Source organism: Phocaeicola sp. HCN-6420 (genome assembly GCF_037890145.1).
Lineage (GTDB): Bacteria > Bacteroidota > Bacteroidia > Bacteroidales > Bacteroidaceae > Phocaeicola.
The window spans coordinates 224,071-245,638 of sequence record NZ_JBBKBJ010000002.1; the positions used below are offsets into that span (position 1 = coordinate 224,071).

Here is a 21,568-nt window from a genome sequence, read left to right on the forward strand (position 1 = left end):
ATAGATATGAAGAACAAGAAACATGTATGGGTGGCAGGAGCCATGTGTGTGTTGCCGTTCATGGCGATGGCACAGCAGGTTGAGCCACTGATAGACTCTCGCCGCCTGTTTGACGACGGCAAGGAGTTATTTCTTCGTCGTGACTATGCGGCGGCGTGGCAAACGTTGTCTCGCTATGTACAACAGAAACCGCAAGCTTCACTGGCCGATGAGGCCGCTTATATGCTTGCATGTACGTCGTATGAGCTGAAATCTCCCGACTGTATTCAGCAGTTGGAGCGTTATCTGGAGCAATATCCTGATTCGCGTTATACGAACCGGGTACAGTCGCTCATTGCTTCAGCTTATTTCTTTCAGGGAAAATATCCGGAAGCGATTGCTACATTTAAGGCTTGTCTGTTCGACTTGCTTGCTGACGAGGAGCGTGATGCCTGTACTTTGCGTATGGGAACGGCTTACTTGAAAATGGGAAACTTGGACGAGGCTTCTGTATGGCTTAATATTCTGAAAGAAGTCAGTAGCGAATATCGCATAGATGCTGTTTATTATCTTGCATATATCGACTATGTACAGAAACAGTACAATAAGGCTTTGCAGGGATTTCGTGAAGCAGGGGCTACTCCAAAGTATGCAGCACTGGCACCTTATTATATTGCCGACATTTATTTGATTGGGGGTAATTATCAGCAAGCACGGCAGATTGCTTCTACTTATCTGGAAGCATATCCTCGTCAGGAGAAGGCGGTGGAGATGAAACGTATTTGCGGCGAGGCATGTTACGGATTGAAACAATATGCTGGCGCTATCAGTTACCTGTCGGCTTATCGTAATGAAACCGAAACCAGTGCAGATCGTAATGCATTGTATAAGCTGGGTATGAGTTATTTTAATACCGGAGTGTATTCGGAAGCTGCTGCTATGCTGGGGGAGGCTACTACACGGCAAGATGCATTGAGCCAGAATGCGTATTTACATATGGGACTCGCTTATTTGCAGTTGAAGGAGAGAAACCGTGCACGTATGGCTTTCGAGCAGGCTTCGGCCATGAACTACGATCGGGGTATTAAGGAACAGGCTTTTTATAATTATGCTCTGTGCATACACGAAACGTCTTATTCTCCTTTTGCCGAGTCGGTCACTGTGTTCGAACGTTTCTTGAATGAGTTTCCTAATTCGGCATATACAGAAAAGGTCAACGACTACTTGATTGAGGTTTATATGAATACACGCAGTTATACGGCTGCACTGAATTCGATAGCTAAGATCAGTCATCCGGGAAATCGTATTTTGGAAGCTAAGCAGAAATTATTGTTCCGTCTGGGAACACAAGCTTTTGCACAGGCTGCTTTTGAAAATGCCATTGACTATTTTTCCCAGTCCCTTCAATTAGGACGCTATAATCAGCAGACTCAGGCAGATGCTTATTATTGGAGAGGTGAATCGAAATATCGTTTGGAGCAATATAATGCTGCGGCATCCGACTATCGTCAATTCTTGGAATTTGCTCCCGACCGGCGTAGTACGGAGTATGGATTGGCTTTGTATAACTTAGGTTATACCGCATTCAAGCAAAAGCAGTATGACAAGGCATTGACTTGGTTTACACGCTGTGCCGAGTCGGGTATCCGTCTGGAAAATGATGTTGTGGCTGATGTCTATAACCGAATGGGTGACTGCAATTTCTATGCACGACGGTTTGATGCGGCCGATGTGCAGTATGTTCAGGCATCCGGTTATTCCATGTCGTTGTCGGACTATTCGCTGTTCCAGCAAAGTATCATTAAGGGCTTACAGCGCGAATATGGAAAGAAGATTGATTTGCTGAACCGTCTGATTGCCGGATTCCCTGAATCTCAATACATAGATGATGCACTCTATGAACAGGGACGTGCTTTTGTACAGATGGAAGATAATGCCAATGCTATTAAACGTTATTCTTTGTTGGTACAGCGCTATCCGGAAAGTCCGCTGTCGCGTCGCGCAGCCAATGAAATCGGTTTGTTGTATTATCAGGATGATAAATATAATGAGGCGATAGCTGCTTATAAGAAAGTAATCTCTACTTATCCAGGTAGTGAAGAAGCTCGTTTGGCCCAGCGTGACTTGAAGTCAATCTACATCGACCTGAACAGAGTAGATGATTATATGGCATTTGCCTCTACTATTCCGGGTGGAGCTAATTTCGATGTGAATGAACGTGATTCATTGACCTATGTGGCTGCCGAACGTGTATACATGCGTGGCAATATTGCTGAGGCCAAGGCCAGTTTTGTTCGTTACCTGCAATCGTTCCCGCAGGGAGCATTCAGCGTAAATTCACATTATTATTTAGGATTGATAGATTATAATGAGAAAAATTATACAGGTGCAGCTTCGCATTTGGATAAAGTGGTTGCATATCCTGACAATAAATTCTCGGGCGAAGCAATGGCTATATGTGCCGATATGGCTTACAAAGGAAAAGAGTATGAAAAGGCTTTAGGACTTTATAAGCGTATGGCAGACCGGGCTGTTTCGCAGGAAGAACGTGTACAGGCTCGTACGGGGGCAATGCGCAGTGCCTGGATGATAAAGGATTATCAGGAAATTGTGGCTATGGCTTCGGGCTTGATTGCTGAAAGTAAGCTGACTCCGGAACTGAAAAATGAAGCTTATTATTATCGGGCAAAGGCTTTGCTTGCCGAAGGACAGTCGAAAGAAGCGATGAGTGACCTGAGCTTCTTGTCGAAGGATACTCGTAATGTCTATGGAGCGGAGGCTAAATATTTGCTTGCACAGCTATATTTCAATGCCGGACAGACTGATAAGGCTGAAAAGGAAGTACTCGATTATATTGAAGTCAGTACGCCGCATGCTTATTGGCTGGCAAGAAGTTTCGTGTTGTTGTCGGACGTATACATGAAACTTGGACGTGACTTGGATGCCAGACAATACCTGCTGTCGTTACAGCAGAACTATCAGGCAGACGATGACATTGCTGGCATGATAGAAACTCGATTGGCTAAACTAAATAAGGGAAGTAAACAATGAAACATATATCTGCTATTATAATGGGAGTTGCACTGCTGCCTGTAGTAAAAGGTTATGCACAGGAGCAGGCAAAAGATTCTACATTGAACCGTACCGTAGTGGTGGAGAATCAATATAATCCCGAAGTGATGGATGCCTTTAAGGTAAATGTGTTGCCAAAAGTGGAGGAGCCTGCTGTGGCAAAACAGCATATTGACTATGCAACTTCGGTGCGTCCGCTCACAACATGGAATTTTTCGCCGATGGCTCCGATTACCAGTGAACAGAAACAGCCGGATGCTCCTCGAGGATATATCAGAGGAGCTTATGGTAGCCGGAACAATGCCGACCTGAAAGCATCGTATTTGTGGGGTATTTCCCGTCGTGACCGTTTGCAGTTCATGGGTTCCTTATATGGTATGTATGGTAGTATTTCTTCTTTACTACCCGAGGAGGGGGATTGGAAATCTCGCTTTTACCGTACGGATGTAGCACTGGATTACAAACATGATTTCCAGAAGGTTTCACTTACATTGGGAGGGGCTTTTACTTCACAGGTATTCAACTATATGCCGGGGAAAGCAAAAGAAATTCAGAATATGTATGAAACTACCCGACAGCATTATACATTAGGTGAAGGATATGTAGGGGTGTCTTCTGTAGAGGGCCAGCTTCCTGTAGAGTTTTCTATACAGACAGGCTTGCGTAGCTTTAGCCGTAAGTATGATATTCCTTATATGCGACATGGATCGGAAAATATATTCCATACGGTTGGATTTATTGCCGGAGCTTTGAACGAGGAGCAGCGGGTAGGTATAGCATTGGGTATGGATAATTTGATTCACGATGTGGAACAAACTGACTATACATTGCTGAAGCTGAATCCTTATTATACGTTGGAAAGTGATGATGTACGCTTGCGCGTGGGAGCGCATGTCGACTGGCAGTCGGCTAATGGCAGTGGCATAAAGGCTGCTCCGGATGTAAAGGTTGATTATACTTTTTCTGATACATATGTGATGTATTTGCATGCTACGGGAGGTACTCAGTTGAACGATTTTCGTCAACTGAATGAGATTTCTCCTTATTGGGGACAAATTAGCCAGATGCGCACATCGTATACTCCGGCTGATATTCAGGCGGGATTCAAGGCTTCTCCAATACCGGGACTTGGCTTCCAACTGTTTGGAGGGTATCGTGTTACAAAGGATGAAATCTTTCTGATTCCAGGAGCTCTGGAGGAACATTTTCCGTATTGCTATTCTCTGTTGTTGCAGGAAAAGGCAAAAGTTGGCTATGGAGGTGCGAAAGTAGCTTATGGCTATAAGGATATTTTCGACTTTTCAGTCAACGGAACTTATTATGGCTGGAATGTAAAAGATGAGGCGGAGGCGCTTCTCTATCTGAAGCCTCAGTTTGTACTGGAAGCTTCGGCACGTGCGAAAGTGTATAATGAATTTTGGATCTCGGCAGATTATCGTTATGAGGGCCGTGTCAAAGTAAGTAATTTGGAGAGAGCTGATGCAATGAATAATCTGTCACTTTCGGCAGGTTATGAATTTTTCAATTGTCTGAATGTTTTTGCCCGTTTCGATAATGTATTGAATCGCGATTATATTACTCAGTCAGGTTATCTTTCTCAAGGATTTAATGCTTTGGCTGGTATAAGTTTCCGGTTCTGATAACAGTATACTCAGAGCAAAGCCTGTAGCGGACCTATTTCCGTTACAGGCTTTTTTTATGATAGGCTGTAAAAATTGTTTGGAGTAAAATGTATTCTCCTTTTCGTATTTAATGGGCCTCATGATCTAAAAAAGGAAGAATTTTAGAAAAACACACCTTATTATATGGTGTACTTCAGGTTTTTTCATACATTTGTCCCAAAATCACTAAATGGATTACAGAAGTTATGCAAAATAATCTGGTAATAGTTGAGTCCCCTGCTAAGGCAAAAACCATTGAAAAGTTCTTGGGAGAGGGATATAAAGTACTTTCAAGTTACGGACATATTCGCGATTTGAAACAGAAGGCGTTCAGCATCGATATAAAGAACCACTTCGCTCCGATATACGAAGTGCCGGAAGATAAAAAGAAACTGGTTACGGAATTGAAGAAGGAAGCGAAGAAAGCCGATATGGTATGGCTCGCATCCGATGAGGACCGTGAGGGAGAAGCTATATCATGGCATTTGTTTGAGGTGCTGGAACTGGATCCGGCAAAGACAAAGCGTATCGTGTTCCATGAAATTACCAAGACTGCTATTCTGAAAGCCATTGAGCATCCGCGTGACATTAATGTTGATTTGGTTAATGCACAACAGGCTCGTCGTGTCCTTGACCGTATTGTAGGTTTTGAACTCTCCCCGGTATTGTGGAAGAAAATCAAGCCTTCTTTGTCGGCTGGACGTGTACAGTCGGTCGCTGTACGTCTGATTGTGGAACGTGAGCGTGATGTACATGCGTTTGTAAGTGAAGCTTCTTATAAAGTTACCGCTATTTTTACCGATGACAAGGGAGCTGAAATTAAGGCTGATTTAGGAAAGCGTTTTAAAACTAAGGAAGAAGCAAAGGTTTTTTTGGAGAGTTGTAAAAATGCCGGATTTAAAATAGAAGATATTACTACTCGTCCGATAAAGAAATCGCCTGCTGCTCCGTTTACCACTTCTACCTTGCAGCAAGAGGCTGCACGTAAGTTGGGCTATACGGTAGCACAAACTATGATGTTGGCACAGCGGTTGTACGAAAACGGACAGATTACTTATATGCGTACTGACTCTGTGAATTTATCGGATCTGGCTTTAAGCACGAGCCATGATACAATTCTTTCACTGATGGGGGAAAAGTATGTACATACACGCCATTTTACGACTAAAACCAAGGGGGCGCAGGAAGCTCACGAGGCTATTCGTCCTACGTATATGTCGAACGAAACAATAGAAGGAACTTCTCAGGAAAAGCGTTTGTATGATTTGATATGGAAACGTACATTGGCTTCACAGATGGCTGATGCTGAACTTGAAAAGACGACTGCCACCATTGCGATAAGCGGACATGAAGATAAGTTTATAGCCGTGGGAGAAGTTGTGATTTTCGACGGTTTCTTGCGTGTATATAAGGAGTCGTTCGATGAAGATATGGAACAGGAGGATGAAAGTCGTCTGCTTCCGGCTTTGGAGGTAGGACAGTCACTCGATTGCAAGGAGATTATCGCCATGGAACGTTTTACACAGGCTCCTCCGCGCTATACGGAAGCCAGTTTGGTGCGTAAATTGGAGGAACTTGGTATCGGTCGTCCTTCTACCTATGCTCCTACTATTTCTACTATTCAGCAGCGAGGTTATGTTGAGAAGGGTAATCGTGAAGGAGTGGAACGCAGCTATGAAATTTTGCGGCTGAAGGATGATAAAATTACAGAAAGTACCAAGACTGAAATAACGGGAAGCGAAAAGGCTAAGCTGATTCCTACGGATGTGGGTATTGTTGTCAATGACTTCCTGAAAGAATATTTCCCGCAAATTATGGATTATAATTTCACGGCAAGCGTGGAAAAGGAATTCGATGAGATTGCGGAAGGAGATAAGAAATGGACGGATGTGATGGAACATTTCTATGATGGTTTCCACCCGTTGGTAGAAGATACAATGGCTGCCAAGTCGGAACATAAGGTGGGTGAACGTATGCTGGGGGTAGACCCGGTAAGCGGAAAACCTGTTTCGGTGAAAATCGGACGTTATGGACCGGTTGTTCAGATTGGTACTGCCGATGATGAGGAGAAGCCTCGTTTTGCTCAGTTGAAGAAAGAATATTCACTGGAAACTATAACATTGGAGGAAGCTCTCGATTTGTTTAAACTTCCTCGTACACTGGGTGAGTTGGAAGGAGCTGTTGTTACCGTTGGTACAGGACGCTTCGGACCGTATATACGTTATAATAATACATTCGTTTCCATTCCTAAGAATATGGATCCGATGGCTGTTACACTGGATGATGCAGAGAAGTTGATTCGTGAGAAACAGGATGCAGCTGCCAAGAAAGTTATCAAGACTTTTGATGCCGATCCGGATATGCAGATTTTGAATGGACGTTATGGACCGTATATTGCATATCAGAAAAAGAATTATAAGATTCCTGAGAATGTAGAAGCGGCCGACTTGACACTGGATGCTTGTTTCAAGGTAATTGAATTGCAGAAGGAAAAAGCTGAGGTTCGCAAAGTGCGTGGCGGTGTAAAAAAGAAATAATGAAGAGAATCTTTTTGATTGGTTATATGGGATCGGGTAAGACGACATTGGGAAAAGCGTTTGCCCGGGCCATGCAACTCCAGTTTATTGATCTGGACTGGTATATCGAGGAACGTTTTCATAAGACAGTGCAGGACTTGTTTGCCGAGCGGGGGGAAAGTGGTTTCCGTGAGGTGGAAAGGAATATGCTGCATGAAGCTGGAGAGTTTGAAAATGTTGTGATTGCAGCCGGAGGGGGTACACCGTGCTTTTTCGATAATATGGATTATATGAATCGTGCAGGTGATACTGTCTTTCTGGATGTTTGTCCTGAAGTATTATTCCGCCGTCTGAAAATAGCTAAGGCAAAGCGGCCGTTGTTGGCTGATAAAACAGATGGAGAATTGATGGATGTCATAAATACAGCTTTGCAGAAACGTATGTGTTTCTATAAACAAGCTAAATATAAGTTTAATGCTGAACGGCTGGAAAGCCATGAACAAATTGGCGAATCAGTAGCGCAACTGAAATTATTATTAGATAAATAGATTATAAACGTAGACTTTATGTTGTGAAATGAGAAAATGGCGTATTGAAGATTCTGAAGAACTCTACAACATTACTGGGTGGGGTGTTTCATACTTTGGTATTAATGACAAAGGTCATGTAGTAGTAACTCCGCGTAAAGACGGTGTGGCCGTCGACTTAAAAGAATTGGTCGATGAACTTCAGTTAAGGGATGTCACAGCTCCGATGCTTGTCCGATTCCCTGATATTCTGGATAACCGTATCGAAAAGATATCCAACTGTTTCACTATTGCTGCTGAGGAATATGGATATCAAGCTCAAAATTTTATTATTTATCCTATTAAGGTGAATCAGATGCGACCGGTTGTCGAAGAAATTATCAGTCATGGTAAGAAGTTTAATCTGGGACTGGAGGCTGGTTCGAAGCCCGAATTGCATGCTGTTATTGCCATTAATACGGATTCTGATTCGCTGATCATTTGTAACGGATATAAGGATGAAAGTTATATCGAACTGGCTTTGTTGGCGCAGAAAATGGGTAAGCGTATTTTTCTGGTAGTGGAAAAGCTGAATGAACTCCGTCTGATTGCCAAGATAGCCAAGCAGTTGAATGTACGACCTAATATAGGAATTCGCATTAAACTGGCTTCTTCTGGAAGTGGAAAATGGGAAGAAAGTGGGGGTGATGCAAGTAAGTTTGGGTTGACATCCAGCGAGTTGCTCGAAGCGCTTGACTTTATCGAAAAGAAAGATTTGAAAGATTGCCTTAAGTTGATTCATTTCCATATTGGAAGTCAGGTAACCAAGATTCGCCGTATCAAGACGGCCTTGCGTGAGGCTTCTCAGTTTTATGTGCAGTTGCACCAGCTCGGCTTTCCGGTGGAGTTTGTCGATATAGGTGGCGGACTGGGTGTTGATTATGACGGAACACGTTCTTCATATAGTGAAAGTAGCGTAAACTATTCCATTCAAGAATATGTAAACGACTCAATTTCTATTATGGTGGATGCCAGCAATAAGAACAATATTCCACATCCGAATATTATAACTGAAAGTGGACGCTCATTGACGGCACACCATTCTGTCTTGATTTTTGAGGTACTCGAAACGGCTTCTTTACCAGAAATGGATGAAGACTTTGAGGTTAGTCCTAACGATCATGAACTGGTTCAGGAATTATATCAGATATGGGATAACTTGAACCAGAGTAGGATGCTGGAAGCATGGCATGATGCACAGCAGATTCGTGAGGAAACGCTGGATTTGTTCAGCCATGGTATTGTTGATTTGAAGACGCGTGCACAGATTGAGCGTTTATATTGGTCGGTTTGTCGTGAAATCAATCATATTGTATCCGGCTTGAAACACGCTCCTGATGAATTCCGTAATGTGGATAAACTGTTGGCAGATAAATATTTCTGTAACTTCTCTCTGTTCCAGTCTTTACCGGATTCGTGGGCGATAGACCAGATTTTCCCGATTATGCCTATCCAGCGTCTGGATGAACGTCCGGACCGTACGGCTACCTTACAAGATATTACGTGTGATTCAGATGGCAAGATTGCCAATTTCGTGTCTACGCGTAATGTATCGCATGATTTGCCGGTACATTCCATTAAGGCGAAAGAGTCTTATTATATAGGTGTATTCCTTGTAGGAGCTTATCAAGAAATCTTGGGTGATATGCATAACCTGTTTGGTGATACGAATGCTGTGCATGTGACTGTCAATGAAAAAGGCTATACGATAGACCAGGTTATTGATGGTGAAACTGTGGCAGAAGTGCTGGACTATGTACAGTATAATCCTAAAAAACTGGTTCGTACGCTCGAAACATGGGTTACCAAATCTGTAAAAGAGGGTAAAATTTCGTTGGAAGAAGGAAAAGAATTTTTGGCCAACTATCGTTCTGGGTTGTACGGATATACATATTTGGAATAATAATACAAAATAAGTATACGATGAAAGAGAAACTGACTATTGTAAAAGTAGGTGGAAAAATAGTAGAGGAAGCTGCTACTTTGAATCAGTTGCTTTCCGATTTTTCGGCCATTCCCGGTTATAAGTTGCTGGTGCACGGTGGTGGACGTTCGGCTACCAGAATCGCGGCGCAGTTGGGTATCGAAAGTAAAATGGTAGATGGACGCCGAATTACTGATGCCGAAACATTGAAAGTTGTTACGATGGTTTATGGAGGACTGGTAAACAAGAATATTGTAGCCGGACTCCAGGCGAAAGGCGTAAATGCAGTCGGACTGACAGGCGCAGACATGGATGTGATTCGTTCGGTAAAGCGTCCTGTTAAAGAGGTAGATTATGGTTTTGTCGGAGATGTAAAACATGTCAATGCTGAGGTGCTTGTATCTCTGATTAGCCGGGGAGTCGTGCCTGTTATGGCTCCGCTTACTCATGATGGCGAAGGTAATATGCTCAATACCAATGCTGATACGATAGCGGGTGAAACAGCAAAGGCACTGGCTGAAGCATTTGATGTTACTTTGATTTATTGCTTCGAGAAGAAGGGTGTTTTGCGTGATGCCGAAGACGATGATAGTGTCATTCCGGTTATAACTCCTGAGCTGTTTAAAAAATATGTGTCAGAAGGGGTGATACAAGGAGGCATGATTCCTAAACTTGAGAACTCTTTTTCGGCGGTTGAGGCCGGAGTTTCCCAGGTCGTAATAACCTTAGCATCAGCCATTGACGGTAAGTCGGGTACAGTAATAAAAAAATAATTCAAAAAAAATAGGCGGGTGGGTGTAACTTTTGTGTAACTCACCCGTCATTATTATAGAAAGCAATGCGAGAAATTAGTTTCCGAAATGATATATTGCCGCTGAAAGACAAACTTTACAGGCTGGCACTCCGGATCACTTTCGATAGTGCCGAAGCGGAGGATATCGTGCAGGATACTATGATTAAGGTGTGGAACAAGCGAGATGAATGGTCGCAGTTCGATTCGATTGAAGCATATTGCTTGACTGTCGCAAGAAATCTTGCAATCGACCGCAGCCAGAAACTGGAAGCTCAGAATATGGAATTGACTCCAGAAACGCAGGAAATGCCTGATGCATTGACGCCCGATAGAAAATATGAACAGGACGAGCAAATCAAGCTGGTACATCGTTTGATAAACGAGCTTCCAGAGAAACAACGGACTATCGTACAACTTCGGGATGTAGAAGGGAAAAGTTATAAGGAAATTGCTGATGTCTTGCAATTAACAGAAGAACAGGTAAAGGTAAATTTGTTTAGAGCAAGGCAGCGGATTAAATTAAAATATAGCGAGATAGACAACTATGGACTATAAGTACATTGAACAACTTTTAGAGAAGTACTGGAATTGCGAAACTTCCATAGAAGAAGAGCAGATTCTTCGTTCTTTCTTCCATCAGAAAGAAGTTCCGGCACATTTACTTCGTTATAAGCCTTTGTTTGCTTATCAGGAAGCTGAAAAGGAAGTAAAGTTGGGTGATGACTTTGATTCACGTATTCTGGCTGAAATTGAAAGACCGGTAGTGAAGGCTAAACGCCTTACTTTACGTACACGTTTTATGCCTTTGTTCAAGGCAGCTGCGGTAATGGCTCTTTTATTTACAGTGGGCGGAGTGGTGAAACATTCCATGGATGGAACCAAAGGTGGTATCGTGTATGTTTACGATCAGTTTGAAAATAACACACACGATCCGCAGGTAGCTTATAAGGCTGATTCGGTAAAGGCTCCGATGAAAGTTTCAGAGCAGCCTGATTTGGAAAAACAGTAAATTGACATTTTCATTTGCTTTTATATAAATAGTTAGTGCTTATTTAAGAAAAATCATTGATGAGGCTGTGAAGTTTCAATTCTCTCACATTAAAATTTACTAACTCAATAAAAAAGGATTACCGCGTGAGCAGTAATCCTTTTCTTGTGTACCCACTAATAGTATGAAATGAACGACGATGTCCTTATTCTATGATTTCACCATTTTCTGTAAAAAGTACATTGGCTTCTGAACCTTCGGCATCAACAAGTGTTACCAGATAAGTTTTCACTCCATCTTCATCTTGTTGATAAGCTGCACTTTTAACTGTATATTCACTGAGATTTTTCGCCAGAGTTTCTTGTATAGCCTGTGGTAAATCTTTGACTTCAATCGGAGTATAATCAGTTGCACTTAGTTCGATGCTGACTGCGTTTGCTGTTTCTGTTGCTGCAAATGAAACGGATGTTCCTAAACTTGCTATTAATGCTATTGCTACAAAAATCTTTTTCATAATCGTTATTTTTTATAGTTAGACAATTGTTTCTGTAAATGTAAAGACAAGTAGCGTGCCAAAAGGCAAAGTTTTTCTTAAATAATTGATTTTATGGGCTTTGCTATATGATTAATTTTTATGGTACCGAAACGTATTGAGGAATTGTTCCTCGAATATGTAGAGCTTGAAATGTGAAAGCCACGAAAAATCTACAGAGAAAAGGTTAAGAAGCTATTGAAAAGATATATACCAGGCGACAGTAGAAAGCTAAAAGCAGTATGACGATAGAAGATATATGAGGTTTTTTCCGTAAGTTTGCTGTATGATAAGTAAGAAACAAACTATTCCCGATAAAGATTTTGGGCAGATTCATTTTATGGTCCGCCGCTCAGCTCGTAATATAACAATGAGGGTAAAGGAGAATGGATTACATGTAACGACTCCTCCTTATCGGAGTATAACAGCCTTACTTAATGCTATTGCTCCTTTTCGCGAGAAATTGCTTCATGCATGTGCAGAGATAAAGCCTCGACCTTTTGATTTAAGTTTTTCTATTGAAGCAGAATGTTTCCGATTGAGATTAGAGGCTTCTCCTTTAAAGAATTTTACGGTAAAGCTAAAGGACGAAACGGTCGTCATAGCTTGTCCCGTTACTGCTGATTTTACGACTGACAGGGTTCAGGCTTTAGTGAAGAATGCAGTGATGCGTGCAATGAGAAAGAAAGCGCAAGATTATCTTCCTCCGTTAGTACAATATTGGTCCCGTCAGTTTGAACTACCTTATCATAAAGTAAGTATTTCGAAAGCTCGTTCTCGCTGGGGAAGTTGCTCTTCGAAAAAAGATATCAGTCTGTCGTTTTACCTGATGCTTTTGCCTGTACACTTAATGGATTATGTTATTTTGCATGAGCTGGCACATACTCGTGAGATGAATCATGGTCCGAGATTTTGGGAATTATTAAATCAGATGACAGATGGCAAGGCTTTAGCACTACGTAAGGAATTACATGCATATCGTCCTGTTTTTTAGCAAGTGATTTTAAAATGATATGAAAAATCCTCTTATGGTTTGTATAAGAGGATTTTATTATTACATAAGCAGCTGGGTATAGTAGCTCTTGACATCTTTCCATCTATAATACGGAAATATATTTGTGTTCAGAGGAATTTTTGCTTCTTGTTCATTGAGAAGAAATTTTACAAGGATATCTTCATTGTTATTGTTTCTTTTGTAAAAAACAATTTGAATGTTTCCTGCCATTGGTACTACCTTATAATCTGACCAAACCTTATATACATCTTCCGGCCTGTTGACAGATACATCACAATCATTCAGATGCAATATAGCTGCAAGCGGAATGACATTACCGTCATGTCCGAAACGTAAAGTAGAGGCTATAGAGGGATCAGCGATGGCTTCTTCTGCACTATCAAGGATATTTTTTAGAAGAGATTTTGCATTTGCTATTACTATCCCTTTACTGTCTGCATGGTTTGCATTACATACATAAAAACGATAATTAATACATTGCCACAAGTCAAATAATTCATCTTTTTCGAATAAATCATAAAAAGAGACCTTTGTTTCTACATTTTGCATATCGCTGGCTATCCAATATAAACCCCACATCAAGTTATGAGGATTTACATGTTTACGTATAAAATTAGTGTTATTGAATAAACTGTTTATTATACGTTCAGGGTGAGTATGTTCTAATTCGAATTTGCGATATTCTTCTACCCATGGCCCAGTTTTGTCAGAAGTGAACATATTAGATTCATCGGAATGATAATTCAGATAATTCATATATTTAGGACTTGCTTCATACGAAATGATGAGTTTCGGGTTAAGTTCTTTTAGCTTGTCACCAAAAGCTACCATACTCATTGCACAGCGCAATACAATAGTCGATCGGGCCGAAATCTTTTTATTATCAGTGAAAACTTCTGGGTACGAATGATACATTCTTTCGGCGATACCTTGATGCTGACGTACCCCTAATGGTGTGAGATCGCTTCCGTGGCCTTCAACTTCTTTCCATAATAGTTCAAGCCGTTTTAGCGCATCATACCCTAATTCTGTCAGTGCATTTTGTTGCTTGGCTTGTTGAAAAAGTTCAATAACCCACTTATAGTCGTTATCAGCTATTAGGTATCTTGAGCCATGACGTCCATAATGGCTGATATAGAAAGGTTTGTATCCTTGAGGAACTTTAGTTTGCGGTTGCAGGTCGGATATGGGATACGCGTAGTATACTCCTGCTGTTTTATTGATGTTATCAGTCATTTCCTGTTGGGTAGTCTGCCCTAAAGCGGGCAGACCGGTCAGCAGGATTATTGCTGTGATAATATAATTTTGTAATTTCATTGTTAATATCCTTCGTTTTGTTTTAAAGTAGGATTATTTACTAATTCACTTTCTGGTATAGGGAATAAAAGATATTTATCATCGACATCTGTTCCCGTACGTTCACCATTTTTCCAGTCCCAGTTGTTGTTTTTAGTGAATTTACCAAAACGAATTAAATCAGTTCTTCTTACAAGTTCACTGGCAAATTCACGTTGACGTTCTGCAAGGATGAAATCAAGATTAAGCTCCGATTCGTTAATTTTACCAGATACATCCGAACGTATTCCTGCTTGAGCATATTTGTCAGACATATATGCACGTTCACGTATTTCATTTACATAATCCAGTGCTGTACTTCTGGGAGCATTAGCTCCTCTGAGAATTGCTTCTGCCGCCATTAGGTAAGCATCGGCAGTACGAAATAATGGAAAATCAATTGAGGTATATGTATCTCCGGCAGCGCATAGCTGGTCATCTTTGGTTACATTTCTCCATTTAATATAACCATATCCGCAAGTGAAAGTACTTGTCATAGCCATGTTTTCATCCCATGTTTCTTTTACTTGTCCGGGTAGTGCTGTCATGAATTGTGCGCGTTTGTCTTTCTTTTGATTTCCCCAAGTATCTTCTGTGTTGAATATTACATCATCGGCATCAAACGCATCTACTAATGTTGTTTTAGCTCGTACGTTGCCCCATCCTCGTGAACCGACTCCAGTCTGATAAAGTTCATCCATCGGGCCATTAACAAAAGCTTTTACGAAAAAGTTTGTGCCAGCTGAACTCTGTGCATGTTGACCATCTTGTACTAAAGGCCAAATGATTTCACTACATGTTTCATTATCGGCAAGAAATATATGACGGTAGTCTGATGCCAACGGATAATGTCCGTCGTCTATTACTTTTTTTGCATATTCGTAGGCTTTCTGATAATTTTCTTCTCCTGTCCAGACTTCAGCATTCAAATACATACGTGCTTGTAAGAACCAGTCGGCTACTCTGTCAACCCTACCGTATTCATTCTCTCCTGGTGCAGCCAAGTCATTTTCTATTTGTTGTAATTCGGTAAGTGCAAAATTGAAAATCTCTTTTCTACTCCATTGTTGTGGAATATCTTTTACTCCTGTATTTTCATCTATGTAAGGGACAGAGCCAAATAAATCACATAACATTGAATAACAGTAAGCACGTATAAAACGAGCTTCTGCTCGGTAGTGTATATAGTCATCTTTCAGAGCATCCCATACACCTCTCTCTTGCAGTTTGCTTTCAGTGCATTCGCGTAAAATTTCGTTGGTGTAAGCGATAGTCATGTACAGGCGTTGATAAGTCCATGTAACTACAGATGCATTTGCTGCGTCCCATTGGAGGTTTAAGCATTGTCTTAATCCATTTGAAGTCGAAGGCATTAGAAAATTATCTGTATCAAGTTCCTCCAGATAAAATAGTAAACGGATGTATCCAGAATAACCTTCGTTGGCTCCTTCAAGGTCACCGTCACCACCATCACCACCTTGCTGTCCGGTTAGAATTAGTGATGCATAACATTTTGCAAGTACTCCGGTATAACCTTCGGCAGTGCTATATACTTTTTCAGTAACCAATTGACTCTCATCCAAAGGCATGGTATCTAAATCTCCAAAACAGGAAGATAAGATTAGACAGAATAGAACAGATAAGCTATATAATATTTTTCTCATAATAATAATCTTTTAATTTAGAAGGTAAGATTTGCGCTAAGTGAGTAAGTTCTCGGACGTGGATATACTTCACGATCTATTCCACTATATATTTCGGGGTCTAAGCCAGAGTAACCAGTAAAGACTGCTACATTTTGAACTCCGAAAGTAAGTCGTAATGAGCTTGATTTATTCCAAAGTTTATTGAAAGTATAACCTAATGAAATATTGTCTATACGGAAGAATGAAGCATTCTCTAAAAAATAGTCAGAATAAAGTTGTTGGGTTTGGAAGCCGGTGTCTCTTGTTACTTTCAAGATATTCGAATAACTTCCTTGGTCACTGTATACGGATTGTAAATATTGGTCGGCAGCTACATAATTATACATATAATTGCCAAATGAGCCGTGTCCGCTTATGGCGAAATCCCAATTTTTATAACTCAGTTGGGTGTTAAATCCGAGATAGGATGTCGGCAAGGCACTTTTACCTGTTGCATAACGTGTTTCTGTGGAAGAAATGCTTCCGTCCGGTTGTATATATTTACCTTCTATCGGCTTTCCGGCTTCATCATATGCTTGTTTGGCGAGATAGAATGTATATGGACGTTCACCTACCATGAAGACTTGTACTGTTTTCCCTGTATCTGAAATTGAGCCAGTTTGAACAAAGTTATTTTCGGAGTCTACCATATTCAGTTTGGTTATTTTAGAGTCATTCCAAGTATAGTTGAAACCTACGTTCCAGTTCCAGTCTTTGGTACTTATGGGAACAAAATTTATAGAGAATTCGGCTCCTTGATTATCCATTGCCCCGATATTGGTTGTTAAGACTGGTGCATAATTGGTTCCAGCAATAACATTAATTGTATTTAATAGGTCCTTGGTATGTCGTTTATAGTAGTCGATAGAGCCATATATCCGGTTATTGAGAAAGCCAAAATCGATACCTGCATTGTAGGTTGTAGTTGTTTCCCATTTGATATCCGGATCATATCCATTAGGCCGGTAAGTACGATACCAGGTATCTCCGAAAAGATAAGACGATTCAGGATAAGAAACATTGAAGGTAGTCATATAAGGATAATCATTCAAAATATCTTGTTGTCCTGTTTGACCATAACTTAAACGAAGCTTGAAATCTGTCATCACATCTTGTTCCTTAAAGAAATCTTCTTCACTGATTTTCCATCCTAATGCAACGGAAGGAAAATATCCCCAGCGGTTGTCCTTGGCAAAGCGTGATGATGCATCAGCACGTAATGTAGCTGTAATCATATAACGGTTATTGAATGTATAGTTCAAGCGTCCATATAATGATAGCAGGTAGTATTCTGTTTCATAATGTGTAGGTGAGAAGAGCTCTGCTCCATCAGGAGATAAGGTTGTTGTATTAAACTTTCTCCAAAAATGTTGCCATCCGTAGCCTCCCATAAAGCTGAAACTATGCTTCTCGCCTAAATCAGGGGAGTAGGTACCATAAAAGTCGAGTAGTGTATTCTTTTTCTCTTGTTTACCATCGTATGCCAAACCAGTCCCATCTTTCATGTTAGAAGTATACATCATACCTGCCAGTGCTGGGACGTCCTTGTTTTCTTTACTGGAAAGGATATCGTAGCCCATGTTAAGGGTAAATTGCAAATCTTCAAAGCCATGTACTTGGTAATTGATATTTGCGTTACCGATAGAACGAAGAATAGCTGTGTTGTCTTTCTGTAGTTCAAGTTGTGCTATTGGATTATCTGTCTGGATAGCCATTGGGGAGTTCCCATTCATCCAAATGAAATAGCCTAATCCTGGGTCAGTTGCAGCAGTAGCACTACCTGTTTTTACAGGACGTGTTGGGTCATATCTCAACGCGTTGCTTACAACACTGTCGTCCACTTTATCATTGCTTTCATATGATAATTTTAGATTTAAGTCAATTGTCAAGTGATTATCAAAGAATTTGGGTGATGCACCTCCATTAAATGTTACACGTTGGTAGTCATTGTTTCGGATAACACCTGCTTGGTTTGTGTAGCCAACAGAAGCACGGAAAGGAGTTTTTTCCTTTATTTTTCCTGAAACAGATAAGTTGTGCTCTTGTGAAAAAGCTGTACGGTAAATTTCATCTTGCCAATCGGTGGAAGCTGTTCCAAATGATGGGTTGGCAGGTACACCGGTTACTGTAGGGACAAAACTTTTGAATTCTTCGGCATTGAGTACTTCTAGACGTTTGGCTGTAGCACTCATTGCCAGATTCAATGAATAGTTTATTTGAGGTTTATTACTTGTCCCTTTTTTAGTTGTAATAACTATGACACCATTGGAAGCACGTGATCCATAAATGGCTGTAGCAGAGGCATCTTTTAATATTGTGAATGTTTCGATATCATTGGGGTTTATTGCACCAATAATGTTACCTCCACCTTCTATTGTCGAATTATCTACGGGTACTCCATCGATAACGATAAGCGGATCATTAGAAGCGGAAAGTGAGGCCCCGCTACGGATACGTATTGTTGCGCTGGAACCTGGTGCACCTGATCCGGATACAACATTTACTCCAGACATTTTACCAACTAAGGCATCTTGTGCTGTCGTTTGTAATCCTTTGTTAAATTCATCAGGTTTTATTGCTGTAACAGAACCGGTAGCATCAGATTTCTTTACAGTACCATAGCCGATGACTACTACCTCATCCAATAATTCTGTATCTTCTTGCAAAATGATATTCAGGGGAGTTGAGGATACTGGGATTTCTAATTCTTTATAGCCTATATATCCGATATGGAGAATTGATTTTTTATCAGGAGCCTCTAAAGTAAAATTTCCATCGTAATCAGTTATGGTACCAATTGTCGTTCCTTTTACAACTATATTGGCTCCGATAACAGGTTCGCCATTGCCATCAGTTATGTGGCCTTTTACAATCAAGCCCTGCGCGTGTATATTTACGCAAAGCAATAAGGCAGACAGTAGAGTTCCTATCAGCCTTAACAAATTACTGCGTGTCTTTGCTTTTTTCATAATGCGATGTTTTAAATTTTTGGTACAAAAGTATGGTCTGAATATTTCATTGGTTTTACAATGTGTCTTTTACAACTGTAAAGTAACATGTGCTGAAATGTAATGCACAGGTAAATAGAATGTTAGCGTATCTTCTTAGCGCGTTTTAAGTAACTTTTTTATAAGTTATTTACATTGATTTGAGCTAAATAATATGAGGAAAAGAGTAATGAGAGAGAAGATCTCTTTAATGGATAATCCTTTTGACGAGGAAAAGTAAAGGTTTTAAGCCGATTGCATTTTTTTAAGGTTGACTGGTTTTTCATAATGGTAGTTTTTTAATAGTTGAATCGAATGGTATTATATCCATTGGACACATACAAAATTAGCTGGAACGTTTTTATTCGTTCTGGCTTGAAGAGAAGAGTAAGTATATATGAAAAACGGTCAAGGCTAATGCGTTGATATATAATGTACTATAACCTTTAGTGAAAAGGCCGGAAGTAATATGTGAGTAACTGGTGTTTAGAGCGATTGAACTTGAGAAATAAGATCTCTCTTTTCAGGAATTGCCTTATTTCTCATTTTCATTCTGTAGTTGTATACGGTTTGAAGCGAATAATGCAGAAAACTGGCAATCTTAGCATTATCATGGATACCTAACCGCATTAATGCATAAATACGCAGTTCCGGTGTTAATAATTCACCTTCTTTAGGGCGTATACGTTCTTCCGGACGAAGCAACTGGTTAAAATCTTCTATGAAATTTGGGAAAATGTTAAGAAATATATTATCAAACTTGTGGATGAATTCCTTGAAATCATCAGAACTGCTTTGTTGTTCACTGATAAATTTTGACAGGTCTGCTATGCGTCCATTGCTGGTGATACGATTCAGACCTTTATAGAGCATATTTTGCTTCTTGAGGTGTTCTGAACAAACGTTAAACAAAAGTCCGATGTATTCTTCTTGTATATGCTCTTTTTCTTTTATCTGTTCATTCATTAATCTCAAATTATCAGATAATTCTGTTAAGTGTTGATTTTGTTCCTTTAGTATATTTTTCGTATCTTCCAATTTATCTGTTTTTTTCTTTAATAAGATAAACGCTGTAATTAATAACAGAATAAGAATAGAGAGTACAGATATAAAAATAACAAATTGCGTTTCGTTCTTTTGGACTCTCATTTCATTGGCAGCACTGATAATGGGGAGATAAGCTAAAATATCTGTAAATCGATATCTGGCGTGTCCGAAGTTTATATCTTCCAGTGCACATAATATATAACTGTATGCTCGTTCTATGTCGCCCTGATAAAATAAGAGCATAGCCAGATCTTGTAAAGACATATATACTTTCTTGGCATTTTTAATATCTGTCAGAGAAGATAATATTAAGTAATGTTTAGCTTTAACCGTATCTTTATGTAGAAGATAAAGATTGGCTATTTCATATTCTATGCTGGCTTTATTGGGCTTAAGGCTGTCTGGATTTGTTTCCGTATAAAATTTCTCCAGCAATTGTATCGCTCCTATGGTATCTTTTTCTGATAAGGTTTGTTTATATAAATTAGATATATATCCATACGTGCCGGGTCTATTGGCTTGTATGGCGTCTTTACAATAGGTTAATTGTTTATTGTTGGAAATATTGTTATTATTCTTTGGGTGTATTTCATTTGAAATAGATAGAGGTATAGCTTGTCGTAGATAATGGAAATAGCTATTACTGTAAATCGTTGAATCTGGATAAATTTCATTCAACATTTCGGAGGCTTTGTGATAATTGCCCAGTTTGTATAATGCGTCAGCATTATTCATCAATGCTTCTTTTATACATGCACTATCCAGTTGTTTAGCTACTTGTAGACGTTTTTGGGCAACTTCCTTAGCTTTGTCAACTTTATATGAACGGTAAATGTTAAAAAGCTTGCCTAATAATTCAAATTGGGCTTGTGGATTCTTATCTGATGAATAATCTAATATTTTATTTAGGTTATCTATTTTTTCTTCTATTGCCTGATTATATTGGGTACGTTCCTTTATTACTGAATCCAATTCTTTTAATAGATCTTCATCATCAGTTTGATGTTTTGAACATCCAGACTGAAAAAAACATATAATGCTTATCAGTATAAAGGAAAAAATATTTTTCATCATTCAATAAGATTTTAGATCTTAGTTTGTTGCGGGTAAAGATACGAAAATCGCTCAAAAAGGGAAAGTTGTTGGACTAAATTCGTGAAATGATTTTAGTCTGCTGTTTTGTAAGAGAAATAAATGTAAAGATTAAGAGAAAATTTCAGCTTTGGCGATGACAACGAAACAGAAAAGGTTGTATATTCGCGGCGGATAAGGAAAGATGCCAGAGTGACCGAATGGGCCGGACTCGAAATCCGGTGAACGGCTTTGTCCGTTCCGTGGGTTTGAATCCCACTCTTTCCGCTTTTATGATTCGATAATATATTCCCTTTTTATTTTTGTTCTAAGAAAAAAGTTGTATGTGCAGTTTGTTTTCATTCCTTCGTTTTTTCCTGATTTTCAAAAACAGGAA

General features: G+C 39.9%; 14 protein-coding genes and 1 tRNA gene. 10 read left to right on the forward strand and 5 right to left on the reverse strand.

All coding sequences use genetic code 11. The features are described from left to right. The first annotated feature begins 6 nt into the window (after positions 1-6). From WKT12_RS02735 to WKT12_RS02770, 8 genes are all read left to right on the forward strand, one after another. Positions 7-3,030 carry a tetratricopeptide repeat protein gene (locus WKT12_RS02735; protein WP_340318735.1) on the forward strand — a complete coding sequence of 1,008 codons (3,024 nt, stop codon included), beginning with the start codon at positions 7-9 and terminating at the stop codon, positions 3,028-3,030. Then, positions 3,027-4,691 (forward strand): TonB-dependent receptor, encoded by a 1,665-nt coding sequence (locus tag WKT12_RS02740; protein WP_340318736.1) that lies wholly within the window; start codon positions 3,027-3,029, stop codon positions 4,689-4,691. The genes WKT12_RS02735 and WKT12_RS02740 overlap by 4 nt, the downstream gene beginning before the upstream one ends. 227 nt (positions 4,692-4,918) lie before the next feature. Next, positions 4,919-7,249, forward strand: a complete 2,331-nt coding sequence (topA, locus tag WKT12_RS02745; protein WP_340318737.1) for a type I DNA topoisomerase — start codon at positions 4,919-4,921, stop codon at positions 7,247-7,249. After that, on the forward strand, positions 7,249-7,776 hold the full coding sequence (locus WKT12_RS02750; RefSeq protein WP_021971635.1) for a shikimate kinase: 528 nt from the start codon (positions 7,249-7,251) through the stop codon (positions 7,774-7,776). Before topA ends, WKT12_RS02750 begins: the two co-directional genes overlap by 1 nt. Positions 7,777-7,804: 28 nt before the next feature. Beyond that, positions 7,805-9,697, forward strand: a complete 1,893-nt coding sequence (gene speA, locus WKT12_RS02755) for a biosynthetic arginine decarboxylase (protein WP_340318738.1) — start codon at positions 7,805-7,807, stop codon at positions 9,695-9,697. A 20-nt stretch (positions 9,698-9,717) separates the two neighbouring features. Further along, entirely contained in the window at positions 9,718-10,491 is a 774-nt protein-coding gene (gene argB, locus WKT12_RS02760; protein ID WP_340318739.1) for an acetylglutamate kinase, read from the forward strand. Between the two features lie 65 nt (positions 10,492-10,556). Continuing rightward, positions 10,557-11,066, forward strand: a complete 510-nt coding sequence (locus WKT12_RS02765; RefSeq protein ID WP_340318740.1) for an RNA polymerase sigma factor — start codon at positions 10,557-10,559, stop codon at positions 11,064-11,066. Further along, positions 11,056-11,520, forward strand: a complete 465-nt coding sequence (locus WKT12_RS02770; RefSeq protein WP_021970899.1) for a hypothetical protein — start codon at positions 11,056-11,058, stop codon at positions 11,518-11,520. Before WKT12_RS02765 ends, WKT12_RS02770 begins: the two co-directional genes overlap by 11 nt. Positions 11,521-11,704: 184 nt before the next feature. Here WKT12_RS02770 and WKT12_RS02775 read toward each other — a convergent pair whose 3' ends face one another. Further along, entirely contained in the window at positions 11,705-12,013 is a 309-nt protein-coding gene (locus WKT12_RS02775; protein WP_340318741.1) for a hypothetical protein, read from the reverse strand. Positions 12,014-12,320: 307 nt separating this feature from the next. Between WKT12_RS02775 and WKT12_RS02780 the strand changes: the two genes are divergently transcribed. Beyond that, positions 12,321-13,025 carry a M48 family metallopeptidase gene (locus tag WKT12_RS02780; protein ID WP_340318759.1) on the forward strand — a complete coding sequence of 235 codons (705 nt, stop codon included), beginning with the start codon at positions 12,321-12,323 and terminating at the stop codon, positions 13,023-13,025. Positions 13,026-13,085: 60 nt separating this feature from the next. On the opposite strand, the gene WKT12_RS02785 is transcribed toward WKT12_RS02780, so the two are convergent. From WKT12_RS02785 to WKT12_RS02800, 4 genes are all read right to left on the reverse strand, one after another. Next, complete coding sequence (locus tag WKT12_RS02785; RefSeq protein ID WP_340318742.1) at positions 13,086-14,363, reverse strand: histidine phosphatase family protein; 1,278 nt, start codon at positions 14,361-14,363, stop codon at positions 13,086-13,088. A gap of 2 nt (positions 14,364-14,365) precedes the next feature. Then, positions 14,366-16,045 carry a RagB/SusD family nutrient uptake outer membrane protein gene (locus WKT12_RS02790; RefSeq protein ID WP_340318743.1) on the reverse strand — a complete coding sequence of 560 codons (1,680 nt, stop codon included), beginning with the start codon at positions 16,043-16,045 and terminating at the stop codon, positions 14,366-14,368. Positions 16,046-16,062: 17 nt separating this feature from the next. Then, positions 16,063-19,035: a SusC/RagA family TonB-linked outer membrane protein gene (locus tag WKT12_RS02795; protein ID WP_340318744.1), complete on the reverse strand. Its 2,973-nt coding sequence runs from the start codon at positions 19,033-19,035 to the stop codon at positions 16,063-16,065. Positions 19,036-19,539: 504 nt separating this feature from the next. Next, positions 19,540-21,174, reverse strand: a complete 1,635-nt coding sequence (locus tag WKT12_RS02800; protein WP_340318745.1) for a DUF6377 domain-containing protein — start codon at positions 21,172-21,174, stop codon at positions 19,540-19,542. Positions 21,175-21,370: 196 nt separating this feature from the next. On the opposite strand from WKT12_RS02800, the gene WKT12_RS02805 reads away from it, so the two are divergent. Continuing rightward, positions 21,371-21,459: transfer RNA gene (locus tag WKT12_RS02805), tRNA-Ser, on the forward strand. Positions 21,460-21,568: the final 109 nt, after the last annotated feature.

Excerpts from the sequence above, each read along its gene's own strand:
- WKT12_RS02735 (WP_340318735.1), top strand. The coding sequence starts at position 7 with ATGAAGAACAAGAAACATGTATGGGTGGCAGGAGCCATGTGTGTGTTG.
- WKT12_RS02740 (WP_340318736.1), top strand. The coding sequence starts at position 3,027 with ATGAAACATATATCTGCTATTATAATGGGAGTTGCACTGCTGCCTGTA.
- topA (WP_340318737.1), top strand. The coding sequence starts at position 4,919 with ATGCAAAATAATCTGGTAATAGTTGAGTCCCCTGCTAAGGCAAAAACC.
- WKT12_RS02750 (WP_021971635.1), top strand. The coding sequence starts at position 7,249 with ATGAAGAGAATCTTTTTGATTGGTTATATGGGATCGGGTAAGACGACA.
- speA (WP_340318738.1), top strand. The coding sequence starts at position 7,805 with ATGAGAAAATGGCGTATTGAAGATTCTGAAGAACTCTACAACATTACT.
- argB (WP_340318739.1), top strand. The coding sequence starts at position 9,718 with ATGAAAGAGAAACTGACTATTGTAAAAGTAGGTGGAAAAATAGTAGAG.
- WKT12_RS02765 (WP_340318740.1), top strand. The coding sequence starts at position 10,557 with ATGCGAGAAATTAGTTTCCGAAATGATATATTGCCGCTGAAAGACAAA.
- WKT12_RS02770 (WP_021970899.1), top strand. The coding sequence starts at position 11,056 with ATGGACTATAAGTACATTGAACAACTTTTAGAGAAGTACTGGAATTGC.
- WKT12_RS02775 (WP_340318741.1), bottom strand. The coding sequence starts at position 12,013 with ATGAAAAAGATTTTTGTAGCAATAGCATTAATAGCAAGTTTAGGAACA.
- WKT12_RS02785 (WP_340318742.1), bottom strand. The coding sequence starts at position 14,363 with ATGAAATTACAAAATTATATTATCACAGCAATAATCCTGCTGACCGGT.
- WKT12_RS02790 (WP_340318743.1), bottom strand. The coding sequence starts at position 16,045 with ATGAGAAAAATATTATATAGCTTATCTGTTCTATTCTGTCTAATCTTA.
- WKT12_RS02795 (WP_340318744.1), bottom strand. The coding sequence starts at position 19,035 with ATGAAAAAAGCAAAGACACGCAGTAATTTGTTAAGGCTGATAGGAACT.
- WKT12_RS02800 (WP_340318745.1), bottom strand. The coding sequence starts at position 21,174 with ATGATGAAAAATATTTTTTCCTTTATACTGATAAGCATTATATGTTTT.